General features: G+C 70.4%; 23 protein-coding genes. 14 read left to right on the forward strand and 9 right to left on the reverse strand.

From position 1 onward, the window contains the following. Positions 1-46 precede the first annotated feature (46 nt). Positions 47-286 carry an AbrB/MazE/SpoVT family DNA-binding domain-containing protein gene (locus AB0I41_RS06735; protein WP_357102636.1) on the forward strand — a complete coding sequence of 80 codons (240 nt, stop codon included), beginning with the start codon at positions 47-49 and terminating at the stop codon, positions 284-286. Then, on the forward strand, positions 276-731 hold the full coding sequence (locus AB0I41_RS06740) for a type II toxin-antitoxin system VapC family toxin (protein WP_357102638.1): 456 nt from the start codon (positions 276-278) through the stop codon (positions 729-731). Before AB0I41_RS06735 ends, AB0I41_RS06740 begins: the two co-directional genes overlap by 11 nt. 167 nt (positions 732-898) lie before the next feature. On the opposite strand, the gene glgA is transcribed toward AB0I41_RS06740, so the two are convergent. Then, on the reverse strand, positions 899-2,101 hold the full coding sequence (glgA, locus tag AB0I41_RS06745; protein ID WP_357102640.1) for a glycogen synthase: 1,203 nt from the start codon (positions 2,099-2,101) through the stop codon (positions 899-901). 72 nt (positions 2,102-2,173) lie between these two features. Between glgA and glgC the strand changes: the two genes are divergently transcribed. Both glgC and pgm read left to right on the forward strand, forming a co-directional pair. Continuing rightward, the gene (glgC, locus tag AB0I41_RS06750; protein WP_357102642.1) at positions 2,174-3,406 is read left to right on the forward strand and encodes a glucose-1-phosphate adenylyltransferase; all 1,233 of its coding nucleotides are present in this window, start codon (positions 2,174-2,176) and stop codon (positions 3,404-3,406) included. A gap of 68 nt (positions 3,407-3,474) precedes the next feature. Then, positions 3,475-5,118 carry a phosphoglucomutase (alpha-D-glucose-1,6-bisphosphate-dependent) gene (gene pgm / locus AB0I41_RS06755; protein WP_357102644.1) on the forward strand — a complete coding sequence of 548 codons (1,644 nt, stop codon included), beginning with the start codon at positions 3,475-3,477 and terminating at the stop codon, positions 5,116-5,118. Between the two features lie 52 nt (positions 5,119-5,170). Here the strand turns inward: pgm and AB0I41_RS06760 are convergent, their stop codons facing one another. Beyond that, a complete protein-coding gene (locus tag AB0I41_RS06760; RefSeq protein ID WP_357102646.1) occupies positions 5,171-6,100 on the reverse strand; it encodes an NAD(+)/NADH kinase in 930 nt (309 codons plus the stop codon). Between the two features lie 230 nt (positions 6,101-6,330). Here AB0I41_RS06760 and AB0I41_RS06765 point away from each other — a divergent pair, with 230 nt between their 5' ends. The 7 genes from AB0I41_RS06765 to AB0I41_RS06795 all read left to right on the forward strand — a co-directional run bounded on the left by AB0I41_RS06765 (position 6,331) and on the right by AB0I41_RS06795 (position 13,996). Then, the gene (locus tag AB0I41_RS06765; protein WP_357102648.1) at positions 6,331-7,053 is read left to right on the forward strand and encodes a class I SAM-dependent methyltransferase; all 723 of its coding nucleotides are present in this window, start codon (positions 6,331-6,333) and stop codon (positions 7,051-7,053) included. Positions 7,054-7,233: 180 nt separating this feature from the next. Beyond that, complete coding sequence (wecB, locus tag AB0I41_RS06770) at positions 7,234-8,358, forward strand: UDP-N-acetylglucosamine 2-epimerase (non-hydrolyzing) (RefSeq protein ID WP_357102651.1); 1,125 nt, start codon at positions 7,234-7,236, stop codon at positions 8,356-8,358. Between the two features lie 142 nt (positions 8,359-8,500). Continuing rightward, the gene (locus tag AB0I41_RS06775) at positions 8,501-9,865 is read left to right on the forward strand and encodes a glycosyltransferase (protein ID WP_357102653.1); all 1,365 of its coding nucleotides are present in this window, start codon (positions 8,501-8,503) and stop codon (positions 9,863-9,865) included. 231 nt (positions 9,866-10,096) lie between these two features. Then, positions 10,097-10,282 (forward strand): hypothetical protein, encoded by a 186-nt coding sequence (locus AB0I41_RS06780; protein ID WP_357102654.1) that lies wholly within the window; start codon positions 10,097-10,099, stop codon positions 10,280-10,282. Between the two features lie 47 nt (positions 10,283-10,329). Further along, complete coding sequence (locus AB0I41_RS06785; protein ID WP_357102656.1) at positions 10,330-11,550, forward strand: hypothetical protein; 1,221 nt, start codon at positions 10,330-10,332, stop codon at positions 11,548-11,550. Continuing rightward, the gene (locus tag AB0I41_RS06790; protein WP_357102658.1) at positions 11,547-12,839 is read left to right on the forward strand and encodes a hypothetical protein; all 1,293 of its coding nucleotides are present in this window, start codon (positions 11,547-11,549) and stop codon (positions 12,837-12,839) included. Before AB0I41_RS06785 ends, AB0I41_RS06790 begins: the two co-directional genes overlap by 4 nt. Next, a complete protein-coding gene (locus AB0I41_RS06795) occupies positions 12,815-13,996 on the forward strand; it encodes a polysaccharide pyruvyl transferase family protein (RefSeq protein WP_357102659.1) in 1,182 nt (393 codons plus the stop codon). The genes AB0I41_RS06790 and AB0I41_RS06795 overlap by 25 nt, the downstream gene beginning before the upstream one ends. Before the next feature lie 16 nt (positions 13,997-14,012). Here the strand turns inward: AB0I41_RS06795 and AB0I41_RS06800 are convergent, their stop codons facing one another. The 3 genes from AB0I41_RS06800 to gmd are packed head-to-tail and all read right to left on the reverse strand — an operon-like array spanning position 14,013 to position 17,373. Then, positions 14,013-15,155 (reverse strand): DegT/DnrJ/EryC1/StrS family aminotransferase, encoded by a 1,143-nt coding sequence (locus AB0I41_RS06800; RefSeq protein WP_357102661.1) that lies wholly within the window; start codon positions 15,153-15,155, stop codon positions 14,013-14,015. A 5-nt stretch (positions 15,156-15,160) separates the two neighbouring features. Beyond that, positions 15,161-16,363, reverse strand: a complete 1,203-nt coding sequence (locus AB0I41_RS06805) for a glycosyltransferase (RefSeq protein WP_357102663.1) — start codon at positions 16,361-16,363, stop codon at positions 15,161-15,163. Continuing rightward, on the reverse strand, positions 16,360-17,373 hold the full coding sequence (gmd, locus tag AB0I41_RS06810; RefSeq protein WP_357102665.1) for a GDP-mannose 4,6-dehydratase: 1,014 nt from the start codon (positions 17,371-17,373) through the stop codon (positions 16,360-16,362). Before gmd ends, AB0I41_RS06805 begins: the two co-directional genes overlap by 4 nt. A 210-nt stretch (positions 17,374-17,583) precedes the next feature. Here gmd and AB0I41_RS06815 point away from each other — a divergent pair, with 210 nt between their 5' ends. Continuing rightward, a complete protein-coding gene (locus AB0I41_RS06815) occupies positions 17,584-18,816 on the forward strand; it encodes a glycosyltransferase (RefSeq protein WP_357102667.1) in 1,233 nt (410 codons plus the stop codon). A 78-nt stretch (positions 18,817-18,894) separates the two neighbouring features. Here AB0I41_RS06815 and AB0I41_RS06820 read toward each other — a convergent pair whose 3' ends face one another. The 4 genes from AB0I41_RS06820 to AB0I41_RS06835 form a co-directional block, all read right to left on the reverse strand. Continuing rightward, positions 18,895-19,809 (reverse strand): SDR family oxidoreductase, encoded by a 915-nt coding sequence (locus AB0I41_RS06820; protein WP_357102669.1) that lies wholly within the window; start codon positions 19,807-19,809, stop codon positions 18,895-18,897. Next, entirely contained in the window at positions 19,809-21,074 is a 1,266-nt protein-coding gene (locus AB0I41_RS06825; RefSeq protein ID WP_357102671.1) for a glycosyltransferase family 4 protein, read from the reverse strand. Before AB0I41_RS06825 ends, AB0I41_RS06820 begins: the two co-directional genes overlap by 1 nt. A 62-nt stretch (positions 21,075-21,136) precedes the next feature. Beyond that, positions 21,137-22,171, reverse strand: a complete 1,035-nt coding sequence (locus tag AB0I41_RS06830; protein ID WP_357102673.1) for a polysaccharide biosynthesis protein — start codon at positions 22,169-22,171, stop codon at positions 21,137-21,139. Between the two features lie 219 nt (positions 22,172-22,390). Next, positions 22,391-23,038, reverse strand: coding sequence for a NeuD/PglB/VioB family sugar acetyltransferase (locus AB0I41_RS06835; RefSeq protein ID WP_357102675.1), 648 nt, complete (start codon positions 23,036-23,038; stop codon positions 22,391-22,393). Between the two features lie 206 nt (positions 23,039-23,244). Between AB0I41_RS06835 and AB0I41_RS06840 the strand changes: the two genes are divergently transcribed. Beyond that, complete coding sequence (locus tag AB0I41_RS06840) at positions 23,245-23,478, forward strand: hypothetical protein (RefSeq protein WP_357102677.1); 234 nt, start codon at positions 23,245-23,247, stop codon at positions 23,476-23,478. Then, complete coding sequence (locus AB0I41_RS06845; RefSeq protein ID WP_357102679.1) at positions 23,472-24,572, forward strand: NAD-dependent epimerase/dehydratase family protein; 1,101 nt, start codon at positions 23,472-23,474, stop codon at positions 24,570-24,572. The genes AB0I41_RS06840 and AB0I41_RS06845 overlap by 7 nt, the downstream gene beginning before the upstream one ends. The last annotated feature ends 3 nt before the right edge of the window (positions 24,573-24,575 follow it).

A 24,575-nucleotide genomic window follows, 5' to 3' on the forward strand; every position in this document is an offset into this window, starting at 1 on the left:
CGGAGGTGTCGCGTATCATTGGTATTACGTGACACGGAGGCTCGGCATGCGATTGAACAGCAAGGGTCAGGTCACCATCCCAGCGGCCCTGCGGGCCCGGTACGGCCTGCACGAGGGCGATGAGGTGGATGTGGTTGAGGATGGCGGGGCCCTCCGCATCGTCCGAGTGCACGGTGCCGACACCCGGGGGCAGCGCCTCGTACGCCACATGCGGGGCCGGGGTGGCGCGACGGAGACCGAGCACATGTCCACCGATGAGTTGATGGAGTTGCTGCGTGGCGAGTGAGCGGCTTCGCGCCCTGCCGCCGCGCTCGCCGGACGCGGTGGCGACCCTGGTCGACACCAATGTGCTGCTGGACATCCTGACCGAGGATCCGAAGTGGGCGGAGTGGTCGGAAACTGCCCTCGCTGAGGCCCGTGACGCGGGCAGCCTGGTGATCAATCCCATCGTCTACGCTGAAGTTTCGGTGCGTTTCGCCCGTATTGAGGAGTTGGACGAGGCGCTACCCGCCGGGGACTTCCTCCGCGAGGAACTGCCCTATCCGGCGGGGTTCCTCGCCGGCAAGGCATACGCGCGGTACCGCAGATTGGGCGGCGGGAAGCGATCACCCATCGCCGACTTCTACATCGGGGCGCACGCGGCGGTGTGCCGGTACAACCTTCTTACCCGCGACGGCGCGCGGTACCGCACGTACTTCCCGGCCCTGGCCCTGATCACGCCAAGTGACTGACTGCCACTCACATCAGGTCCAGGCTCTGCGGGCGCCTTCTCCGTTTCGGCAGCCAACTGGCCGGCAACTTGTCACCGGGCTTGAGCGTGCCGCTTCGGATCGACGCGGTGATGTTCATCGACGACCTGCTCGTACACAGGCTTGCCGGGCATGGATAAGGGGCTTCCCTACACCAGCAGGGAGCGGTATATGTCGAGGGTGCGGGTGGCGATGGCGTCCCAGGAGAAGTGTTCCACCGCCCGCCGCCGGCCGGCCTGACCGAGTTCGGTGGTGCGCGCCGGGTCGGCCAGCAGCTCGGTGATCGCCGCCGCCAGGTCGGCGACGAAACGCTCCGGGTCCAGCGGGCGTCCGCTGCCGTCGGCCGCCTGCTCGATCGGCACCAGCAGCCCCGTCTCGCCGTCGGCCACCACCTCGGGGATGCCGCCGGTGGCGGTCGCCACCACCGCCGTCTCGCAGGCCATCGCCTCCAGGTTGACGATCCCCATCGGCTCGTACACCGACGGGCAGACGAAGATCGTCGCGTGGGTGAGCACCTGGATCACCTCGTGCTTGGGCAGCATCTCGGCCACCCAGACCACGCCCGAGCGGGTCGCCCGCAGCTCGGCGACCAAGCCCTCCACCTCGGCGGCGATCTCCGGGGTGTCCGGCGCGCCGGCGAGCAGCACCAACTGGGTGTCCGCCGGCAGCGACCGGGCCGCCCGCAGCAGGTAGGGCAGTCCCTTCTGCTTCGTGATCCGGCCGACGTAGACCACGCTCGGCCGGCCGGGGTCGATGCCGAGCCGGTCCAGCACGTCGGTCGCGTGGTCCGGGGCGTACTGGGCGGTGTCGATGCCGTTGTAGACCACCCGGACCCGGTCCGGGTCGACCGCCGGGTAGGCGGTCAGCACGTCCCGCCGCATCCTCTCACTGACTGCGATCACCGCGTCGGCGGCCTCCACCGCCGTCCGCTCGCACCAGGACGAGAGGGCGTACCCGCCGCCGAGTTGCTCGGCCTTCCACGGCCGCAACGGTTCCAGGCTGTGCGCGGTCACCACGTGCGGCACCCCGTGCAGCAGCTTCGCGGTGTGCCCGGCCAGGTTGGCGTACCAGGTGTGGCTGTGCACCACGTCGGTGCCGGCGCAGCCCGCGGCCATCTCCAGGTCGACGCCCATGGTGCGCAGCGCGGCGTTCGCGCCGGAAAGGCCGGCCGGTTCGGCGTACGCGGTGACGCCCGGCTCGGTGCGCGGCGCACCGAAGCAGTGCACCCGCACGTCGGCGAGTCGGCGCAGCTCCCGGGCGAGGTACTCGACGTGCACCCCGGCGCCGCCGTACACCTCGGGCGGGTACTCCCGGGTCAGCAGATCCACGCGCAGCCGTGCCGATTCCGTCATGCCCCCGCACCCTAGTGCAGAACTGTCCCCGTACGAGTGGTGAAGTCGCGGCGGGATGGATAGCGTCGGGACATGGCTGCCAAGGTGCTCGCGATCGTCCTGGCCGGCGGAGAGGGCAAGCGCCTCATGCCGCTCACCACGGACCGGGCCAAGCCGGGCGTCCCGTTCGGCGGGATGTACCGCATGGTCGACTTCGTCCTGTCCAACCTGGCGAATGCCGGCTTTCTCAAGATCGTCGTGCTGACCCAGTACAAGTCCCACTCGCTGGACCGGCACATCACCCAGACCTGGCGGATGTCGACGATGCTCGGCAACTACGTCACGCCGGTGCCGGCGCAGCAGCGCCGCGGCCCGTGGTGGTTCGCCGGTTCCGCCGACGCGATCTACCAGAGCTTCAACCTGATCAATGACGAGCAGCCGGACCACGTGATCGTCTTCGGCGCCGACCACATCTACCGGATGGACCCCCGGCAGATGGTGGAGGACCACATCGCCTCCGGCGCGGGGGTGACCGTGGCCGGCATCCGGCAGCCGCTGTCGATGGCCGACCAGTTCGGGGTGATCGAGGTCGGCGCGGACGGCCGGCGGATCCGGGCCTTCCGCGAGAAGCCCACCGACGCGATCGGCCTCCCCGACGCCCCCGACCAGATCTACGCCTCGATGGGCAACTACGTCTTCAGCACCGGGGCGCTCTGCGACGCGGTCGAGCGGGACGCGGAGGACAAGACCAGCAAGCACGACATGGGCGGCAGCATCATCCCGATGCTGGTCGAGCGGGGCGAGGCCAACGTCTACGACTTCAAGGACAACGAGGTGCCGGGCAGCACCGACCGGGACCGCGGCTACTGGCGGGACGTGGGGACGCTGGACTCGTTCTACGACGCCCACATGGATCTGATCAACGTGCACCCGGTGTTCAACCTCTACAACTTCGACTGGCCGATCTACAGCAACCAGCCGCCGTACCCGCCCGCGAAGTTCGTCCACCAGTGGGGCGAGCGGGTCGGCCGGGCGGTCGGGTCGATGGTCTCGCCCGGCGCGGTGGTCTCCGGCTCGCTGGTGGAGAACTCGATCGTGTCGCCGAAGGTGAAGGTCCACTCCTGGGCACACGTCGACGGTGCGGTGCTGATGGAGGGCGTCGAGATCGGCCGGCACGCCGTGGTGCGCCGGGCCATCCTCGACAAGAACGTCTGCGTGCCCGAAGGCGCGGAGATCGGCGTCGACCTGGAGAAGGACCGGCAGCGCTACACCGTCTCCGACAACGGCATCGTGGTGGTCGGCAAGGGGCAGCGCGTCGAGCCGTGAACCAGGTGTGACCCCGGCCGTGGCCGGGAAGCCATGAGCGTCCGTACCGCCCTTTGGAGGTTGCAGCAGTGGCCCATCCCCGTGCCGGACAGCCCGCCGAGCCCGCCGACCTGGTGGACGTGCCGCGGCTGGTGACCGCCTACTATGCCGAGCACCCGGATCCCGACGACCCGGCGCAGCAGGTCTCCTTCGGCACGTCCGGGCACCGCGGCTCCAGCCTGCGCAACGCCTTCAACTCCGACCACATCCTCGCGGTCACCCAGGCGCTCTGCGACCACCGCCGCGAGCAGGGCCTGGACGGGCCGCTCTTCCTGGCCCGGGACACCCACGCGCTGTCCGCCCCCGCCGCGGTGGACGCGCTGGAGGTGCTCGCCGCCAACGGCGTCACCGTGCTGCTGGACAGCCGCGACGGCTACACCCCCACGCCGGCGCTCTCGCACGCCGTGCTCACCCACAACCGGGGGCGCACCAGCGGCCTCGCCGACGGCATCGTCATCACCCCGTCGCACAACCCGCCCGACGACGGCGGGTTCAAGTACAACCCCACCCACGGCGGGCCCGCCGACACCGATGTCACCAAGTGGATCCAGGACCGGGCCAACGCGATCCTCGCCGCCGGCCTCAAGGAGGTCCGGCGGATCCCGTACGCCCGAGCCCGCGCCGCCGACACCACCGGGGAGTACGACTTCCTCGCCGGCTACGTCGACGACCTGCCCGCCGCGATCGACGTCGACGCCATCCGCGCCGCCGGGGTGCGCATCGGCGCCGACCCGCTCGGCGGGGCCAGCGTCGCGTACTGGGGGGAGATCGCCGAGCGGCACCGCCTCGACCTGACCGTGATCAACCCGACGGTCGACCCCACCTGGCGCTTCATGACCCTGGACGGCGACGGCAAGATCCGGATGGACTGCTCCTCGCCGAACGCGATGGCCTCGTTGATCGCCGCCCGCGCCGACTACCAGGTCTCCACCGGCAACGACGCCGACGCCGACCGGCACGGCATCGTCACCCCCGACGGCGGCCTGATGAACCCCAACCACTACCTGGCGGTGGCGATCGGCCACCTGTTCCGCACCCGGTCGCAGTGGGGGCCGGCGGCGGCGGTCGGCAAGACGCTGGTCTCCTCCTCCATGATCGACCGGATCGCGGCCGACCTGGGGCGCCCGCTGCTGGAGGTGCCAGTGGGCTTCAAGTGGTTCGTGCCCGGGCTGCTCGACGGCGCGGTCGGCTTCGGCGGCGAGGAGAGCGCCGGCGCGTCCTTCCTGCGCCGCGACGGGAGCACCTGGACCACCGACAAGGACGGCATCCTGCTCTGCCTGCTCGCCTCGGAGATCATCGCCACCACTGGCCGCAGCCCGAGCCAGCACTACACCGAGCTCACCGAGCGCTTCGGTGCCCCCGCGTACGCCCGGATCGACGCCCCGGCCACCCGGGAGCAGAAGGCCGTGCTGGGCAAGCTCTCCCCCGAGCAGGTGACCGCGACCGAGCTGGCCGGTGAGCCGATCGCCGCCATCCTCACCACCGCCCCGGGCAACGGCGCGTCGATCGGCGGGCTGAAGGTGACCACGGAGTCGGGCTGGTTCGCCGCCCGGCCGTCCGGCACCGAGGACGTCTACAAGATCTACGCCGAGTCGTTCCAGGGGCCCGAGCACCTGGCCCGGATCCAGGAGGAGGCGAAGGCCTTGGTCACCGAGGTGCTCGCCAGGGCCTGACGGCCGGCAATCCGGCACCTCGGCCTGAGACCCCCACCGGCGGTGCCGACGCTCAGCGCGGCGGGGGCAGCTCGCGGCGGTTGAGCTGTACGCGCAGCCCGTCGGGCAGCAGCTCCCGAAGCTGCTCGGGCAGCAGCGGGAGGTCGAGCAGGCTGAGCTTGAGCTGGTTGCGCTCCTGTTGGCGCCGTGGATCGAGCCGGACCACCAGGCCGGCGTCCTGGACGTACCGGATGCGCACCGTGCCCTCGGTCGCCGCGTCCCGGATCACCAGCCCGTCCATCTCCACCGCCACCGGCGCCGAGTCGGGGCGCAGTTCCAGGTGGACGGTCTCCTCCGGGGAGAGCACCACCGAGCGGGAGATACCGGCCATCGGGGCCGACGGGGTCACCACCACGGCCCGGGTGGCCGGCGAGATCAACGGTCCGCCGGCCGCGTAGCTGTACGCCGTCGAGCCGGTGGGCGTGCTCACCACCAGCGCGTCGCAGCGGTAGTAGCCGTACCGCTGGCCGTCCACGGCGAGGGTGGCGGTGACGAATCCTGACCCCGGGTGGCGGACCAGGGCGATGTCGTTGAACGCCACCACGTCGTCGCCGCAGACGTCGCAGGCGAGGCAGGCGTGCGACTCCACGGTGAAGTCCATCGCCACCAGCCGGTCCAGGGCCCGGGGCAGGTCCGGCGGCTCCACCTCGACCAGGAAGCCGAGCCGGCCCAGGTGGACCCCGAGCACCGGCTTCGGGTCTCGTACCGCGGCGCGCAGCGCCCCCAGCATCGTGCCGTCCCCGCCGATGCTGATCAGCGCGTCCGACCGCGCGGCCAGTTCCGTGCCGGGGACTGGCTCCACCGACGCCGGCACGCGGTGCCGGTCCTCGGCCCGGACGACGAGCGCCTTGCCGTGCCGGGCCGCCCACCGGTCGATGATCTCGACCACCGCAGAGACGTCCCGGGTGGGATGCAGCACCAGACCGATCACGTACCCCGCCACCGGTACAGCTCACCACACGAGTGGCCGACCCGCTGGGCGTACGGGAAGGCCCTGGGGCTGGGCAACGACGGGGTGCTGACGAGCAACTGCCGGGGCAACGACAAATTCTGGCCGATTGGCAGCGTAATAGCATCCTCAGTCCCTTTTGTCCTGGCTAGGCTGCGGGAGGCCGTTCGTGCCGTCCGGCGCGGGTGGGCCCCACCGAGTCCTCTAGCAGAAGACGAGAAACGATGAACAAGACCACCGTCCGCGAGGTAGTACGGCACGGCCTGCATGTGACCTCCCTCGATCGACTCCTGCTCAGGCGCCGTTCCGCCCGGGGGGTGCAGGTCGACCACCTCTTCGCCGGCAACCGGACCCAGGTGTTCGAGCAGGTCTACCGGCGTGGCGTGTGGCTGACCACCGAGCACCAGCAGTCCCGCTCCGGTGCCGGTTCGGAACTCGAGGCGACCGACCAACTGCGGGAGGCGCTGCCCGGACTGCTGTCCCGGCTCGGCGCGCGCTCCCTGTTGGACGTCGGGTGCGGCGACTTCAACTGGATGTGTCAGGTGGATCTCGGTGCGGTGGAGTACGTCGGTCTCGACATCGTGCCCTCGGTGATCCAGGCCAACCTCGACCGGTACGGCGCGCCGCAACGCTCCTTCCGGTGCCTGGACGCGGTGACCGAGTCGCTGCCGCGCGCGGACGCGGTGCTCTGTCGTGAGGTGCTCTTCCACCTCTCCTTCGCCGACGCCGAGCGGCTGCTGGCCAACGTCCGGTCCTCCGGCGCCCGTCACCTCATCGCCACGACCGACACCACCACCGGATTCAACTCGGACATCCGTACCGGCGACTACCGGTTGCTCAACCTGCGTCGGCGTCCTTTTGCGTTTCCGGAGCCGCTGCACTGGATCGCCGACGACGTGGTCCAGTCGGGACGCGGCGTCGGAGTCTGGCGGGTCGAGGACATCTGACTTCTTCGGCTCAGGTTCGCCCGGTCGGGACCCGCGCCATCGCACGGGCCCGGCGCGCCGGTCGTAACTTCGGGCGCCACCCGTCGTTGATGAACCGCAGCGAAGGCGCGCCAGCCGCATCGTCCGCAACTGTCGGGGCGTCCCGGGCTGTCGGCCGGGAATCAGCGGAAGAGGTGGATCATGACACGGGTGATGACGGTCGTCGGGACCCGGCCGGAGATCATCCGGTTGTCCAGGGTGATGGACCGGTTGGATCGTACGGTCGAGCACGTGCTCGTACACACCGGCCAGAACTGGGACCCGTCCCTCTCCGACATCTTCTTCACCGAGTTGCGACTACGCCAGCCCGACCGGTTCCTCGGCGTCGACACGTCCTCCCTCGGCCGGGTGCTGAGTGGGGTGCTGGTCGGCGTCGAGGAAGCCATCGCCGAGTACCGGCCGGACGCGTTTCTCGTGCTCGGCGACACCAACAGCTGTATCGGCGCGTTGATGGCCCGTCGGATGCGGGTGCCCGTGTACCACATGGAGGCCGGCAACCGCTGCTTCGATCTCAACGTCCCGGAGGAGACCAACCGCCAGGTCGTCGACCACGCCGCCGACTTCAACCTGGTCTACACCGAGCACGCTCGGCGCAACCTGCTCGCCGAAGGGCTGCATCCACGCCGGATCCTGCACACCGGCTCGCCGATGCGGGAGGTGCTGGAGCACCACCGGGCGGACATCGACCGTTCCACCATCCTCGACCAGCTCGGCCTCTCGCCAGGTCGGTACTTCGTGGTCAGCGCGCACCGCGAGGAGAACGTCGACCATCCGGACCGGCTGCGGCGGCTGCTGGACTGCCTCCGGGCGGTCCGCGACGAGTGGGACCTGCCCATGCTGGTCTCCACCCACCCACGTACCCGCAAGCGACTGGAGGCGCTCGCCACCGACCCGACCAGCCTCGACGGCGTCACGTTCCACGAGCCGTTCGGCCTGTTCGACTACGTACGGCTCCAGCTCGCCGCCCGGTGCACGCTCTCGGACAGCGGGACGATCAGCGAGGAGGCGGCCATTCTCGGGTTTCCGGCGGTGACCCTGCGCGAGTCGATCGAACGTCCCGAGGCGCTGGACGCCGGGGGGATCATCGTCACCGGCCTGGACCCGGCCGGTGTGGTCGAGGCGGTGCGGGTGACGGTCGAGCAGGTCGCGGCGGACGGGGTGCCCTGCCCGGCCGACTACCGGGTGTCGGACACCTCGCGGCGGGTGGTCGACTTCATCCTCTCCACCGTGCGCCGGCACCACGAGTGGGCCGGCATCCGGCGTTGACCACCGTCCGCCGGCGGGCCACGGTCGCCAGGAGCGCCACGGCGGGCGGCAACGGTACGCCATGAGGCCCGCCGGCGCGGGGTCAGCGGGCAGGAACACTCGTTTTCGTGACCAAAGTCGGGCCTCCTCGTTAGCCAGTCAGATGACTGAGATGAAGCAGCAGGTTCCAGCCCCGGCGCGCTCGCCCGCGGCCATTGCGCACCCGAAGTTCAATTCGCATCTCCGGGTCGCGCTGGTGACCCACAATTTCGACGGAAGCGGGGGCGTCGCGACGGTGGCCCGCTGGTTCCGCGACACGTTGACCCGGGCCGGCTACGAGGTGGATGTGCACAACCTCGCCACCACCAGCGTCGATCCGGCCAGTCGGCGACTGGCCGTGCCCTGGACCTGGTCGCGGAGCAGCATCCGGATGCCCTTGGACACCTCGGTCGCCTGGCACTGGGGAGCGAACGCGGTCGAGGTCGAGTGGATGCGGTACCGGCCGCGTCGGGAACTGTCCCGGGCGCTGCGCGGGTACGACTGTGTCCAGGTCGTCTGCGGGACATCGGCCTGGGCGGGGGTCGTCACCGGGCTGGGGGTGCCGGTGGTGCTCCAGGTGGCGACGGCCGCGGCCTGGGAACGAGCCACCCTCTTCGCCCAGAACCTGACCCTCGCCAACCGCTGGCGGCAGTTGATGACCGCCGGTGTCTCCCGCCTGGAACGCACGGCGCTCCGCGAGGTCGACGCGGTGCTGGTGGAGAACGCCGTCATGGCCACCTTCGTCCGGTCCGTCGGACAGGAGCGGGTGGTGTTCGCCCCACCCGGTGTGGACACCTCGTTCTTCACCCCGCCGACCGGTGGCTGGCGTCGGGACGGCTACCTGCTGTCGCTGTGTCGGCTGGCTGATCCGCGCAAGGGATTGGACCGCCTGGTCGACGCGTACGCGCTGCTCGTCCAAGCGGAGCCCGGCGTACCCGAGCTGGTGCTGGCCGGCAGCGGGAGGTTGCCGGAAGGGCTCGTCGCCCGGATCGCGGCGCTCGGTGTGACCGACCGCGTCGAGGTCCGACCCGACGTACCCCCTGCCGACCTCGTCGGGCTGTACCAGGGCGCGTCGGTGTTCCTGCAAACCTCGTACGAGGAGGGGCTCGGCCTCTCGGCGATCGAGGCGATGGCCTGCGGGCTCCCGGTCGTCTCCACCTCCAGCGCCGGCGCGATCGAGGTCGTGGTCGACGGGGTGACCGGCTGCCTGGTGCCGCTGGAACCGGCCGACGCGGTGCCCGCCACGGTGGCGGCGCGGACCAGGGAACTGCTGCGCGGGGCGGGTGACGAGGCCGGCCGACGTGGTCGGGAACGCGTCGTCGAACGGTTCTCCACCGAGGTCGCCGTCCGCGCCGTCCTCGAGACGTACGACGAACTCCTCGCCGCGCGACCGCCACGTGGCCCGGTCCCGCCGCAGGCCCGACCCCGCGCGGCCCGGCTGGTGCCGGGCTGGGGAGTTGGAGTGAGCCGACAGCGGACGGGCCGCTGACGACTTCCGGAGCTTCCGTCCCCGGCAGGGAAAAGATGAAGATTATGTCGCCTTGATGTGATTTTCCCAAGAAAAGCTTCTTGGCCGATAAGAACCCTTTTACGTGTTAGCGTCCATTTGCTCGCCTCCTCGTCAGGAGTCGAGCGATGAGTTCGCAATGGCTGACGGTGTTGCCAGGTCGGCACCGAAAGCTCGCCGGTAGACGCCGGCCCGGGGAAGGGGTGGCACGGGATGACGCACGAGGTGGTGGAGCGGGGCGTTGTCGCCCCCGCGCCCGACAATCGCCGCCCTGTCGAGCTGGTCACCACTGCCCGGCGGCCCAGCGGGGTGCCGACGCCGTGGGCGCCGGTCGCCCCGCGTCGCTGCACCTACGGCTTCGACCGCCTGCCGGCGGCGGGGGTGGGCGGGCAGCCGTGACGGCGACGGCGGTGCGCCCCGTCGGCAGGCGGACCGGGGCCCGGGAAATGGGCCATCGCGCTTCCCGGCTGACCTGGCTGCTCCAGCTCTACCCGGTGAGCGCCGTGATCCTGGCACCGTACGCGATCCTGGTCGTCCCGATGGCGGTGCTCTACGACAACCCCCACACCGGCTTCATCGCCATGCTGTTGGGGCTGGCCTTGAGCGGCACCGTCGTCGTGGAGACGGTGTTCCGGGGCAGGACGGACAAGCGTGACCAGTGGCAACGCGGCCTGGCGGATGCCAACGCCGGACATCCTCGGCTCTTCCTGATCGCCCGACTGGTCACGGTCGTCAGCATCGTGGCCGATCTTGTCGGCGCGTCGGAGGGGCGGGGCACCATCTTCACCCAGATCGCGGGAGAGGTGGCTCAATCGCCCCTGGCCCTGGCCACGTCCCTGTTCACTGGCTGGCGGTACCTCGCGCTGGCCCTGCTGGTGGCGAGTTTCGCCGGGGGTCTCGTCGGCCGGTACGCCTTCCTGCTCTGGGTCGCCGCCCTCGTCGCCACCCAGGTGCTCCTCGTCCTGCTGACCGCGAAATCCGAGCCGCTGTTCTCGTACCTGTCGTTCATCGTCGCCGTGACCGCCATCTGCGGCGTGATCCGGCCCCGCTTCCTCGTCATCATGATGGCGGCCCTCTTCCTCGCCTGGCCCGCCCTCTACACCGTACGCAACGAGATCCGGGTCGATGGCGGCGTCGAGGTCGAGCAGGACATGACCGCCACCGACCGGTTGCGCTTCGACCAGCAGGTGACCCGGGCCGCCGAATACGACGTCCCGGTCGACCTGGACCAGCCCGGTCTCGCCGACGTGGTTCGCTACGGGCTGGTGCCCCGACTCTTCGACACCGAGCGTGCCCCCCTCTCGATCGGCTACGCCATCAACATGTACCTCGGCGGTACGTCGACGTCCGCGTACAGCTTCCTCACGCTGGGCACGGTCTACTTCCTCGACGGCTGGTCGGGTGTTGTGCTCTTCTACGCCGGCTGGGCGATCGTGGCCAGCCTCCTGCTGCGCGTCGGGGGAGCACCCGGCCCGGTCCGGCTGAGCCTCTTCGCCCTCGTGATCGGCGGACCGCTCCTCTGGACCAGCGCCTATCCGGACACCATGATCGGGTTCCTCCAGTACTCGGTCGCCGCGTCGCCGGTCCTGCTGCTGATCCACCTGATCAGGCACCGCGCCAAGGCCGCGGAGCCGGACGGGGTGCCAGTCCGCCGGCTCCTGGCATGACAGCGCAGACGTCGGCGAGTCCCCGTGCCCGCTTCCAGCTCGGCCCGGCCGGCCGGCACCGCTCCGGTGGGTCGGCACGGAGCTACCGCCGACGCGCCGTCGCGGCCCTGACCGCGAACGGCCTGTCCAGCCTGGGCAACTTCCTCATGTCGGTGGTCGTCGCGCGCGGAGAGTCGCTCGCCGGGCTGGGACAGTTCGCCCTCGCCTTCTCGGTCTACGTCTTCGCCACCGGGCTGGTCCGGGCGACGGTCACGGAGGCCGTTCTCGCCGGGGGACCGGAGCCGGCGGCCACGGCGATCAGAGCCGGCGTACGCAGGGCATGCGCGGTGGGCGCCGGCGCCGGTGTCGCGGTGGCCGGCGCCGGCCTGGTGGCCGGGTCCCGCTACCTCGTGATCGTCGGTGTCGCGCTGTGCGGTCTCGTGGTCTACGACTACACCCGGGCGATCAGCCTGGGCGTGGGCTCCTCCCGGGCCGCCTGTGCCCAGGACGTCCTGTGGACGGGCGCGACCGCGACGGGTGTCCTTGCGGCACTGTTCGCATCCGTCGCGCCCGTCCTGCTCTTCGCGGTGTGGGCCACCTCGGGAGCGGTCATCGGCTTCCTCGTCGCTGCCCGGCACGGGTACCGGCCGGTGCCCGGATGGGGACTGGACCGCGAGGGCACCCGCAGGGCCGTCAGCTTCGGCCTCCAGTTCCTGGTCACGTCCGGATCCGCGCAGTTGGCCCTCACCAGCCTGGCGGCGACGGCAGGCGTCGGCGTCGTCGGCGCGCTCGGTGCCGCCCAGACCGTGTTCGGCCCGGTGGCCCTCCTGACCGCCACCCTCTCGGCCCTGGTCATCCCCTATCTCAGCCGGGCCCGGCCGGTCACCGCCCGCGCCCGGGTCCGTACCGCCGGACCGGTCGTCCTGGTGGCGGTCGGGCTGATCGTGCCGGTGGTGCTCGCGATCTGTCTCCTGCCCGGCGCGGTCGGTCAGGCCGTCTTCGGCGACAACTGGACCGCCGCCCGACCGTTGCTGCCGCTGCTCGCGGTGGAGGCTGTCCTGGTGCCGGCGGCGCTCGTCGCGTTCGCCGGCCATCGTGTCCACCAGGCCGGCGCGAGGGCACTGCTGGTCGGTGCCGGACTGGGGCCCGTCCGGGTGGCGGTCGTGGTCTCCGGCGGTCTGCTCTTCGGAGCCAGCGGCGCCGCCGGCGCGCTGGCCGTCATGGCGGTCGCCAGCGCGAGCTGCTGGTGGCTCAGTTACCTGTCATTGAGGGGCAAGGAGGAACTGTGGCACAGTCCAGCGTCGGCCTGATCTGTCTCGGTGAGGCAACCAACTTCGGCGACGACCTGATCATGATCGCCGGGGTGGCCGCGATCGCCGCCCAGCACGACGACGTCGAGGTGCGGTATCTGAGTTTCGGCAGTCCCGTGAACTGGGCCGAGATCTCCGCCCGGCTCGGCCTGCGCCTCGATCCGCGTCCGGTGCGTTACCAGCGGGAGCTCCCCGGTTCGCGACGGAGCGAGCTGGCCTTCGGCGGTTGCGACGCGCTGCTGGTCGGTGGTGGGGGACTGTTTCAGACCAGCCACCATCCGCACACGCCCTACCTCTGGTTGAGCCACCTGCCGCGGCATCTGCCGACCGTGCCCGTACTCGGCGTCGGGCTGGGCCTGGGGCCGCTCAGTGACGACTGGAGCCGCCGGTTGCGTCGGCTCGGCTCCCCGTTCGACGAGTGCCACCTGCGGGACGCGGACTCGGTCACCCTGGCCGAGGAACGGTTGGGGTGGCGGGTGCACCGGTGCCGGGACTTCGTGGATCGTGTCTTCCTCCGGCAGCTCGGGATCGACGCCCCCGGAGGGGCGGCCGGGCCGGGTCAGCTCGGGGTGGCGCTCCGCCGCTGGCCGGGGCTGGAGGTCGGCCCCACCGCCCGGCACATCGCCCGGATCGCCGAGTCCTGCGGAACCGACACGATCCGGGTCTTCGTGTTGGAGGCCGGCCCGCACTGCCCCGACCTCACCTTCAGCGAGCAGGTGGGTCGGGAACTCGGGCGCGACGCCGAGGTCGTCCCCTACCGTGGGGTCGACCTGGTGGCGTTCGCCGAGGCGATGGCCCGGTGCACGGTGGCGGTGTCGATGAAGCTGCATTCCAGTGCTCTCTGGGCGGCGCTGGGTGTGCCGATCTTCCCCATCTCGTACGCGCCGAAGACGGCGGCGTTCTTCGGGGAGCCGTTCCACGGGTTGACGGTCTACGACCGGGTCCTCCCGCCCGCCGTCGAACCCGAGACGGTTCCCCGCGCGGCCGACGTCGTGGGACCGTGGGTCGAGCGGGCGCTGGCCGGGGCGGTCCGTCCCGCCCGCGCCGTCCTGCCGCGCGGGGAGAGGGTGCGGCTGCAGACGTCGAGCACCGCCATCAACGTCTGTCGGCAGCTGGGGCGCGGGCTGAAGAGCGCGGTCACGCCCGGGGCGCGGTGAGTCCCGGCCGGAACGGTCAGGCCAGGCCCGCGTCGTCCCAGGCCTGGCCGGGCAGGCTGTCGATCGCGGTCCGGATCCGTTCGGAGATCGCCTTCACGTCCGGCTCGGTGAGGTCGGTGTACGTGGGCAGGTTGACGCCCCGGCGGCCGAGGTCCGTCGCGACCGGACAGTGCGCGGGATTGTCCTGGTAGGCGGGCAACAGTGGGATCGGCACGAAGAACGGACGGGTCTCCACCCCGAGCCGGTCGAGCGCCCGCGCCAGCTCGTCCCGGGGCGAGGGGCTGCCCGCCGGACCCACCAGGAAGGACGCCATCCAGGGAGCCCGGCTGGCACCGGCGGCGACCCGCTGGGGTTCCAGCAGTGGGACGTCCCCGAGCTGCTGCTCGTACGCGCGGATGACCTGCTCCCGACGAGCGAGGATGTCCGGGCTGCGCTCCAGTTGGGCACAGAGCAGGGCGGCCTCCAGGTTGGTCATCCGGTAGTTGTAGCCGATCACCGGGAACCAGTACCGGCGTTGCGGGTCCATGCCCTGGTTGCGGAGCAGCCGCATCCGATCCGCCAGTGCGGTGTCCGAGGTGGTCACACAGCCGCCCTCCCCGGACGTGATCACCTTGTTACCGAAGAAGGAGAAGGTGGTCGCGTCCGCGAGGGATCCGGTCGGTCGTTCGCCGAGGGTCGCGCCGAACGACTCGGCGGCGTCGGCGACGAGGAGCAGGTCGTGTCGACCACAGATCTCCCGGAGCGCGGGGTAGTCGGCTGGATGTCCGTACACGTCGACGGCGATCACCGCTCGGGTGCGCGAACTGATCGCCGCCCGGACCTGCTCCGGGTCGATGCACCAGGTCTGCGGGTCGACATCGACGGCAATCGGCCGGGCGCCACAGTACGCGACCGCGTTCGCGGTGGCGACGTAGGTCAGGGCGGGCACGATGACCTCGTCCCCCGGACCGATGCCCGCCGCCGCGAGCACCAGGTGCAGCGCGACCGTGCCGTTGCTGGTCGCGACCGTCGTCGCGGCGCCACACCGTTCGGCGAACTGCTCCTCGAACCGGCGCAGATACGGGCCCTGCGAGGAGATCCAGCCGCTGTCGAAGGCGTCCATGAGGAACTGCCGCTCGCGGTCGGTCAGCGAGGGCCGGGCCACCGGGAACCGTTCCATCGCGCTCATCCTCGCTGTCCGGTGGTCAACGCCTCGGCAAAGGGTGAGCGGGGCATGGGGCCCGGGCTGCCGGCGGCGGCCCATTCGAGAATGGCGGCGTAGTCGCGTCCGGTGTCGGCCCAGGTGCGGGCGGCCAGGCGGGCACTGGCCCGCCGGGATGCCGCCGCGTAGTGGCCGCGGTCGGCGGTCAACTTCCGGACCGCGTCCGCCAGCGACCTCGGGTTCTTCGCCTCAAAGACGGCGGCCTCCGCCCCGGTGAACTGAAGTTGGGCCAGCAGCGGTTCGGCGTCGGAGCAGGCCACCGGCAACCCCCAGCTGAAGGCCTCCAGCATCGCACCGCTGGCCGCCTCCCAGGTGGAGGGCACCACCACCGCGTCCGCCCGGGCGTACAGCCGGTTGAGCTCGTCCAGGGTCACGAACCCGGGGAACGACACGCGGCCGGCGAGGTCGGGCATGGCGGCACGCTGGAGCAACCGGCTGGCCTGCGGCTCCACCAGGGGTCCGGGGCAGATCAGCCGGAACTCCGGCAGCCGCGCCATCGCCTCCAGCAGGGTCGCGTGGTTCTTGTGCGCGGAGGTGGAGGAGGGGTAGAGCAACAGGCCCGGTTCCGGCTCGGCCACCGCTCGGTCAGGCGCTGGCTGGAACGTGGGCGGCGGGATGAGCGCGGTGCGCTCCGCCGCCTCGGGGAACATCGCCAGCACCTCCTGGTACGGGTGTGGCCAGCACACCACGATGGCGGCGGCGTGCGCGACGTTCTCCCGTACCACCGCCTCGAATCCGGGCGAATGGAAGGCGGCGTGGAACTGGCGCAGATCGTGCAGCACGATCACCCCGCGTCGGGCCTTCGACGGCACGTACGGGAACGGGAAGAGCACGGCGTCCGAGTCGTCGGGCGGGGAGACCGCCCGTTGGCGCAACGCGTTCACCGTCCTCCGGACGGCCACCGATTCCCGTACCCGGTCCGGAGTCCAGCGGCGCAGCAGCTGGCCGTACCGGGTGTCGGTCAGCAGCGGTACCGTGACCTCCCGCCACCGGATCCGGTCGGTCGGCACCCGCTCGCGCCACTCGTCCAGCGTGCCGCGCAGCACGTTCACCTGATAGGCGTGGTCGGTGCCGCTGGCGAGGCCGCCCAGCAGCCCGTAGGTGAACGTCTCCAGGCCGGCGGCGTGGCGAGGGCGGATGGATGATGCCTCGACAGTGATTCTCACCGGTCCACCCGCACGAGTCGACCCATCCGCTCGTCCTCCAGAATCTGTCGGTCCGCTTCCACCATCAGCCGGACCAGGTCCGGAAAGAGGGTCTTGGGGGCCCAGCCGAGGCTCTTCCGGGCCTTGGTGTAGTCACCGATCAGAGCGTCGACCTCGGCTGGCCGGAAGTACGCGGGGTCGGTGACCACGAAATCCCGCCAGTCGAGCCCGACGTGCGCGAAGGCGGCTTCCACGAACTCGCGGACCGTGTGGCCCTCGCCGGTGGCGATCACGTAGTCGTCGGGCTCGTCCTGCTGCATGGCCAGCCACATCGCCTCGACGTACTCCGGCGCGTACCCCCAGTCCCGGATCGCGTCGAGGTTGCCGAGGTAGAGCTTGTCCTGCATGCCCGCCTCGATCCGGGCGACCGCTCGGGTGATCTTGCGAGTCACGAAGCTTTCGCCGCGACGTGGGCTCTCGTGGTTGAACAGAATGCCGTTCGTGCAGTACATGCCCCAGGACTCGCGGTAGTTGATCGTCGACCAGTAGGCGTAGACCTTGGCGCAGGCGTAGGGGCTGCGGGGGTGGAAGGGGGTGTCCTCCCGTTGCGGCGGTGGGGTGGAGCCGAACATCTCCGACGACGACGCCTGGTAGAACCGGCAGTCGACGTTCGCGGCCCGCACGGCTTCGAGCATCCGGAGCGCACCGAGACCGGTGACGTCCGCGGTGTAGCCGGGAACGTCGAAGGAGACGCGGACGTGACTCTGCGCGCCCAGGTTGTAGATCTCGTCGGGACGGATGTCGCGGATCAGGGCCGTCAGGGACGCCGGGTCCGACAGGTCGCTGTAGTGCAGAAAGAGCCGAGCGCCGTGCTCTCTCGGGTGGACGTCGAGGCGGTCTATGCGCTCGGTGTTGAACGTGGAGGCACGCCGTTTCAGGCCGTGCACCGTGTAGCCCTTGTTGAGCAGGAGCTCCGACAGATAGCTGCCGTCCTGGCCGGTGACACCCGAAATGAGCGCTACTCGCGACATGCGTTCCTCCTCATCGCGGCCGGCGGTGTGGCCACAACGGCGGTCCAACGGCGCCGGGGTGACGCCGAATCTCTCTGTTTCCTCAAAGTGTTCAATGAGTGCACTTTAAGCGGTAGTGCCCCGGATTTGGTGGGGAAACGACGAATCGTCACCGACGCGGCTTTGTGTCGTTGGACGGGTCGTTCCGTGTGTCGTAGACGAGGAGCCCATATGGCCTGCGGGGTTGATCTGGAATCGGCCGGCAGTTCGGACCCGCACGCGCGCGAGTCGAATTCATTTCGCGTTCTCGTCGTCGCGGAATACTTCGAGCCGGGCTACCGGGCCGGCGGCACCGTTCGTTCGGTCGTCGACATGCTGGCCGGGGTGGGGCCGCACATTGCCGCCACCGTGCTGACTCGGGACCGTGACCTGGGCGAGTCCGTGCCGTACCCCGGGTTGTCCGGGCGATGGGCCGAGCATGGCCGGTGCGCGGTGTTCTACCTGAATCCCCGTCGGTTGGCGCACTGGTGGAAGTTCTGGCGGAAGGTGCGCGAGACTCCGATCGATCTGTTGAACGTCAACGGTGTCTGGTCGACGTTCTCGATCATCCCGATTCTCGCGGCGCGACTGCACGTGCTGCCGGTCGGCCGGATTCTGATCACCCCGCACGGGGAACTGGAGCCGGGCGCCCTGGGCATCAAGCGCCGCAAGAAGCGGCTCTTTCTGGCTGCCTGGCGGTGGATGCTGCGGGGCCGTCGGGTGCTCTGGAACGCCACCACACCCACCGAGGTGGCGGAGATCCGGAGTCTGGTCTCCTCCTCGGCCAGGATCGCCGTCGTCACCGAGCCCACCGGACCGGAACCGGTCGAGCCCTCCGTCGTCCCAGACGGGGACGGCCCGGCGCGTCTGGTCTTCATCAGCCGGATCTCTGCCAAGAAGAACCTCGACCTCGTTCTCTCCGCGTTGGCCCTGGTCCGCGGTGCGGTCCGGTTCGACATCTACGGCCCGTGTGAGGACCAGACGTACTGGCGGCACTGCGAGCGCCTGATGGGTGGGTTGCCGGGACACGTTCAGGTGGCCTATGGCGGTGATCTGCACCCGGAGCGGGTACGGGAGACCTTCTCCCGTTACGACGCCTTCGTGCTGCCCACCCGGGGCGAGAACTTCGGCCACGTGATCGCCGAGAGTCTCTCCGTCGCCTGCCCGGTGATCTGCTCGGACCGTACGCCGTGGACCGACGTCCTGCGGGCCGGCGGTGGGATCGTGCTCCCCGAACTCACCCCGGCGGCGCTCGCGGAACGGATCGAGCAGGTCGCCGCCGAGTCGTCGACCCAGCGTCACGCCGCCCGGGTGGCGGCCGCCAAGGCCTACCGTGGCTGGTACGAGCGAGGTGGGCGAGCGAACGTCCTCGACCAGGCATGTGCGACGTTGCGCCCGACGGGACAGCCGGCCGGGCGGAGCTGAACGGCGGTCCCGCCGGGGTGCCAGGCGTGACAGCCGTGGGCGGCGCCCCGTAGGGCGCCGCCCACGGACGCGCGTCGGTCAGATCCGTTCCGGCGTTCGGCCGGGCTTCGCGACCGGCAGGCCCCACTCCGCCGCGGCGCGGTGCAGGTCACCGACCATCTCGGGCCACTGCGGCGGCTCGTAGCCCGTTTCCGCGTGGAACTTCTCCGCGCGCAGCGAGCGGTCGCAGCGGTACTCGTCGCTCGGCTCGACCCGTCCTGCCCACCCGTACACGTCCGCGACGATGCCCAGCAGCTCGTACTTCGAGATCGGCGTCGAGGCGACGTGGTAGAGACCGGCCAGGCCGGGGCGCGGCAGGACGACGGTACGCAGCATCGCCGCGAACTCCGTCGTGGTGATCCCGCTGTAGATGGCCCGCCGGTAGCCGGTCACCCGTCCGGTCTGGGACAGGAACCAGTCCACCAGGGACCGGGCGCTGCCGATCTCGTGCCCGACGATCGAGGTACGCAGGGTCAGGGCGTTACCCCGGGTCGTCTCACCGAGCAGCTTCGCCCGGCCGTACAGGTCGCCCGGGTCGGGCGGGTCGGCCTCGCGGTACCCCCCACGCCTGCCGGAGAAGACGCAGTCCGTGCTGACCTGGATCACGCGGGCGCCGATGGCGCCGCACTCCTCGGCCAGCACGTGCGGGAAGAGCGCGTTCACGGCGATCGTCTGCGCTGCGTCGTCGACCTCCGGTCGCTGCTTGATGACCCCGACGCAGTTGACCACCACGTCCGGGTGCAGGGCGGAGAGGACGCCACGCAGCGTGCCGAGTTCCGTCACGTCGCCGACCGGCACGACCTGTCGCGACAGGTGGGCGGGGAGCGTCGCCCGCACGGCGTGGACGTTCCGCGCGCAGCCGTGGACGTCGAGTTCCTCGGCTCTGCCGAGTTCGCGGAGCAAGGTGTGCCCGAGCATCCCGCTGGCGCCGAGGATCAGCACGCGCTGCGTCATCACGCACCCCCCGGGCGACCGGGTCGGCCCCGGCGGCGTCGGGCGGCCGCGTCCCGGACGAGATCAGCCAGCCGCTGGGCGTTGATCTGTTCACCCAGGTGGGTCAGGTAGTAGTCACGCCCGGCCATGCCCATTTCGCGAAGGTGCTGCCGGGGCAGGTCGGCGGCCTGCCGAATGGCGTGGGCCAGTGCGTGCGGGTCCCCCGGAGGCGCGCTGAGTCCGCATCGCGCCTCCCGCACGACGTGCGCGGCGTCCCCTGGTGCGCAGGTGAGCACCGGCTGGCCGCAGGACATGATGGACTGCACCTTGCTGGGCAGGGTGAAGCGGAACAGCGGCTGGTCGGCGAGAGAGACCAGCTGCAGGTCGGCGGCGGCCATCACGGCCGGCATGTGGACGGCGTCGACGGCGTCGACGAAGTGGACGTTCGGCAGCCCGAGTCGGGCGGCCAGGGAACGCAGGACCGGCTTGTCGATCCCGCCGCCCACCAGCGCCAGGTGGATCTCCGGCCGGTCACGCAGGTCGTGCATCGCCTGCACGGCGACGTCGAGCCCCTGCGCGGCCCCGTGGTTCCCGCCGTACATCAACAGGAAGTCGTCGGCGGACAGACCCAGCCGGGCGCGCAGGGTCGGATCCGGTTCGCTGGGCCGCATCACCTTCTCGTCGGTCCAGTTGTAGACGACCGACACCTTGTCCGCCGGCACGCCGCGGGAGATCAGGGCCTCGCGCATCCCGGGGGACGTGGCGGTGACGTGGTCGGCCCACCGGTACGTGTGGTTCGTGAACCAGGTCAGCGGCGGCTCGGCGATTCTCCTGGCCGGCCCGCCGGCGAGGAATCCGGTGGCGAAGACGGAGTCCGGCCAGACGTCCATGACCATCAGGACGTACGGCACACCCCACCGCATCCGGGCCGCCATGCCCGCCACGGCCGCCGTCGCCGGCGTCGAGTAGACGAGGGCGACATCGGCCGATCTGAGCAGGCTGGACCCGAACACCGTGGAGGACGTCGCGTAGCTGGCGTAGTTGGCGACTCGCCGCAGTGCCGATTGGTCGTGACTCGGGTACAGGGGGGTGCGGTGGACGCGCATGCCGTCGTGGGACTCGGTGTACCGGCGCCACGCCGAGTATCCGTCCGGAACCTTCCCGGTGGGATAGTTCGGGATGCCGGTGAGGACGTCCAGCCGAAGGCCCTGGCGACGCAGCGACCGGGCGACCCAGGTCGGTGTCGTGGTCGGTTCGGGGGCGTACCACTGGGTGACGAAGGCCACCCGTGGCTCCTCGGTCCGTCGAGGCCCGGAATCCATCCGATCGCCCGCCCGGGTCGCCGCGGTCACCGGCGCCCCGCCAGGGCGAGCGAAGGCTCGGTGTCCAGCTGCCGCCGCACCTCGGGAAGGGTGAGCAGGAGCGACATGATCTCTGGTACGCCGAGTTGGGTGGTGTTGTCGGAGTTGTAGTCGGCGCGGTGATCGCTGATCGTGTCGCCCTCCTCGAAGTACAGCGAGTAGTTCAGGTCGCGGCTGTCGATCGGCACCCGCAGGAAGTCGCCGAAGTCCTGGGCGCGGGCGAGTTCCTCGTGGCTCGCCAGGGTCTCCGACATCTTTTCTCCGTGCCGGAGGCCCAGTACCTCGAACTTGGCCGGTACCTCGAACAGGTTGCACAACGCGGTGGCCAGATCGCCGATCTTGCAGGCGGCGGCCTTCCGGATGAAGACGTCACCCGGCTGCCCGTGATGGAAGGCGTGTTCGACGAGGTCGACCGAGTCGGCCAGTGACATCAGGAAGCGGGTCATCGTCGGTTCGGTGACGGTCAGCGGCACGCCGTTCCTGATCTGGTCGATGAACAGCGGAATGACCGACCCCCGGGAGCACATCACGTTGCCGTAGCGCACCGAGCAGACCCGGGTCCGTGCGCCGAGGTTGTTGCGGACGTGGGCCTGCGCGACCTTCTCCATCAACGCCTTGGTCATGCCCATGGCGTTCACCGGGTAGACCGCCTTGTCGGTGCTCAGGAAGACCACGGCGTCGACGTCGTTGCGGTCGCAGGCTTCGACCACGTTCGCGCTGCCCAGAACGTTCGTCCGGACGGCCTCCAGCGGGAAGAACTCACAGGAGGGCACCTGCTTGAGCGCCGCGGCGTGGAAGACGTAGTCGATGCCCCGGGTCGCCTTGGACACCGAGTCGAGGTCACGTACGTCGCCCACGTAGAACCGGACCCGGTCGTCACGCAACCGGATCCGCATGGCTTCCTGCTTCGTCTCGTCACGACTGAGTACGCGAATCTCCTCGGCGCCGACGTCAAGGAGCCGGGCCACCATCGTCTGGCCGAAAGAACCGGTTCCGCCGGTCACCAGCACGCGTCGATCCATGAGTGAGGACGACACATCTCCTCCTGTCTGTTCCGCCAGGGATGGCGGGGAGTAACGGGGGGCGGATCAGAGAGTGACGATAGTCCATTATCATGGCCAATGAGGCATAAATCCGGCATGACATCCCTTGTGTTGGCTCATGCCAATCACCGGGGGTTTCGCGTGAGGGTGTGCGTCCGCCGTCCGGCGGCTGGCGTTCACCAGAGCTGCTCGTCGTGCTCAGCGAGCTGGCACGCCCTTGACGACTGTTGCCTCGGGTACGTCGCGCACCACGCAGGCCCCCGCGCCGATCGTGGCGTCCCGGCCCACCGTGAGCGACTGCAGCACGGCAGCCGTCGTACCGACCATGACCCCCTCGTCGAGCCGGCAGTAGCCGGAGATTGCCGACAGGGGATTGACCGAGACGTAGTCGCCCAGCGTGCAGTCGTGGCCGACGGCGCAGTTCTGGTTGAGGTGGACGTGTCGTCCCAGGGTGACGTTCGTGGTCACCCGCGCGCCGCCGGCTGCCACCAGGCCTTCCGCGAAGACGCAGTCGGGGCCGATCTCCGCGTTCGGATGGACGATCGTCGCCGCGGGCAACCCGTACCGCTGGATCCTGAGGTCCGTCTCGCGGCGCCTACGTGGGTCGCCGACCCCGAGCGCGACGTGGGTGGTGGGCGGCTGGGCCGCCAGCTCCCGCGTCGGCCCGAGGAAGGGTACGTCCAGGCGCTGCGCCAGCTTGACGTTGCTCTCGGTGGGATAGTCGTCGACGAAGCCGAGCACCCTCCAGCTGGGCCCGGCGGGTGCCCTGGTGTTGATCGCGCGGATCATGCCGAAGATCTCCCGGCCCATCCCGCCGGTCCCCACGATGACCACCTCTGTCGTCATCCGGCCATCTCCTTCGGGCTCACCGCGGACGGGGTGTTGCCGGCCTCCACCCGATCTACCGACTCACCGGCCGGTCGGTGACGCTTGCCGCGGGATCCCGGCGGTTCGGCCCCGGATGACCCCTACGCCGCACGCAACACCCGCAATAGTGGAAATCCGTCGGGTTTCATGTTTCACATCCGTTTTGTCGACTACCTTGCGTGAGCATGAGCATCGAGAGGTCCGTGGTAGAGGTGGGCCAGGAACCGGCGGCCGCGGCGGAGCGCGCCGGCCGGCGAGCCCAGCTGATCTCGATTCCGACCCAGGCGAAGATCAACGCTGCGTACGACGGGGGCGGGATGCCCCTGCTGGTCTGCACGATCGAAGGGTTCACCAGGGTCCGCGCCGACCCGGAGACTCGGGCGGAGCCGGCCCTGCGTGAGCCGGTGCTGGCATGCTGAGGCTCGCGGTCACCGGTGCCACAGGCTTCCTCGGTTGGCACGTCCGGGTGCTGCTGCGCGCACTCGGGTGGCCCGAGCCGGTCGTGGTCACCCGAGCGGACCTGGCCGACCCGGAGCTGGTCGCCGCGAAGATCGACGGGGTCGAGCGGGTGGTGCACCTGGCCGGCGTCAACCGGGGCGATCCGGCCGAAGTCGCCGTCGGCAACATCCAGCTCGCCACCCAGCTCGCCGAGGGGCTCAAGCACTGCGGGAGGCCGCCCGGCTCACTGGTCTTCGCCAATTCCGTGCAGGCCGGCAACGGGACGCCCTACGGTGACGCCAAGGCCACCGCCGCGGGCATCCTCGCCGAAACCGGCGTGCCCTTCGACGACGTCCTGCTGCCCAATCTCTATGGCGAGCACGGGCGACCGTTCTACAACTCCGCGGTCGCCACGTTCTGCCGGCTGCTCGCCGAGGGCGGACGGCCGGAGGTGCACGCCGACCGTGACCTGAGCCTGGTGCACGTCACGGACGCGGCGGCCCGACTCATCGGCGTCCCCGCCGGAGGGTCATGGGACCCCGGGATGCCCGCCTTGCGGATCGGAGTGCAGGCCCTCGCCGACCGGCTCGTCCAGCTGGCCGCGACCTATCAGATGGGGAAGATTCCCTCCCTCGTCGGCCGGCACGACGTGCGGCTGTTCAACACGTACCGCTCCCACTGCTTCCCGGCGCACTACCCGATGGTGCTGCCCCGTTCGGCCGATGTCCGGGGTGAACTGGTCGAGACGGTCAAGGTGCACGGGGGAGGTGGGCAGACCTTCTGTTCCACCACCCGTCCCGGGGTGACCCGGGGCGAGCACTTCCACCTGGCCAAGGTGGAGCGCTTCGTGGTGCTGCGCGGCTCCGCCGAGATCGGCCTGCGCCGGGTCGGTGACACCGAGGTGCTCCGCTTCGCGGTGTCCGGCGACGAGCCGGTGCTGGTCGACATGCCCACCATGTGGGTGCACAACCTGGTCAACACCGGCTCCGAAGACCTCGTCACGATGTTCTGGACGAACGAGCTGTTCGACCCCGAGCGGCCGGACACCTGGCCCGAACCGGTGGCGGCGGCCTGATCG

Source organism: Micromonospora sp. NPDC050200 (genome assembly GCF_040656135.1).
Classification (GTDB): Bacteria; Actinomycetota; Actinomycetes; order Mycobacteriales; family Micromonosporaceae; genus Micromonospora.

Bases quoted from the DNA above. Each gene is read 5' to 3' on its own strand.
- AB0I41_RS06815 (WP_357102667.1), top strand. From the start codon at position 17,584: ATGGCCTGCGGGGTTGATCTGGAATCGGCCGGCAGTTCGGACCCGCAC.
- glgC (WP_357102642.1), top strand. From the start codon at position 2,174: ATGGCTGCCAAGGTGCTCGCGATCGTCCTGGCCGGCGGAGAGGGCAAG.
- AB0I41_RS06800 (WP_357102661.1), bottom strand. From the start codon at position 15,155: ATGGAACGGTTCCCGGTGGCCCGGCCCTCGCTGACCGACCGCGAGCGG.
- AB0I41_RS06735 (WP_357102636.1), top strand. From the start codon at position 47: ATGCGATTGAACAGCAAGGGTCAGGTCACCATCCCAGCGGCCCTGCGG.
- AB0I41_RS06775 (WP_357102653.1), top strand. From the start codon at position 8,501: ATGACTGAGATGAAGCAGCAGGTTCCAGCCCCGGCGCGCTCGCCCGCG.
- glgA (WP_357102640.1), bottom strand. From the start codon at position 2,101: ATGACGGAATCGGCACGGCTGCGCGTGGATCTGCTGACCCGGGAGTAC.
- gmd (WP_357102665.1), bottom strand. From the start codon at position 17,373: ATGTCGCGAGTAGCGCTCATTTCGGGTGTCACCGGCCAGGACGGCAGC.
- AB0I41_RS06830 (WP_357102673.1), bottom strand. From the start codon at position 22,171: ATGGATCGACGCGTGCTGGTGACCGGCGGAACCGGTTCTTTCGGCCAG.
- AB0I41_RS06835 (WP_357102675.1), bottom strand. From the start codon at position 23,038: ATGACGACAGAGGTGGTCATCGTGGGGACCGGCGGGATGGGCCGGGAG.
- AB0I41_RS06820 (WP_357102669.1), bottom strand. From the start codon at position 19,809: ATGACGCAGCGCGTGCTGATCCTCGGCGCCAGCGGGATGCTCGGGCAC.
- AB0I41_RS06845 (WP_357102679.1), top strand. From the start codon at position 23,472: ATGCTGAGGCTCGCGGTCACCGGTGCCACAGGCTTCCTCGGTTGGCAC.
- AB0I41_RS06790 (WP_357102658.1), top strand. From the start codon at position 11,547: ATGACAGCGCAGACGTCGGCGAGTCCCCGTGCCCGCTTCCAGCTCGGC.
- AB0I41_RS06780 (WP_357102654.1), top strand. From the start codon at position 10,097: ATGACGCACGAGGTGGTGGAGCGGGGCGTTGTCGCCCCCGCGCCCGAC.
- wecB (WP_357102651.1), top strand. From the start codon at position 7,234: ATGACACGGGTGATGACGGTCGTCGGGACCCGGCCGGAGATCATCCGG.
- AB0I41_RS06840 (WP_357102677.1), top strand. From the start codon at position 23,245: ATGAGCATCGAGAGGTCCGTGGTAGAGGTGGGCCAGGAACCGGCGGCC.
- AB0I41_RS06765 (WP_357102648.1), top strand. From the start codon at position 6,331: ATGAACAAGACCACCGTCCGCGAGGTAGTACGGCACGGCCTGCATGTG.
- AB0I41_RS06785 (WP_357102656.1), top strand. From the start codon at position 10,330: ATGGGCCATCGCGCTTCCCGGCTGACCTGGCTGCTCCAGCTCTACCCG.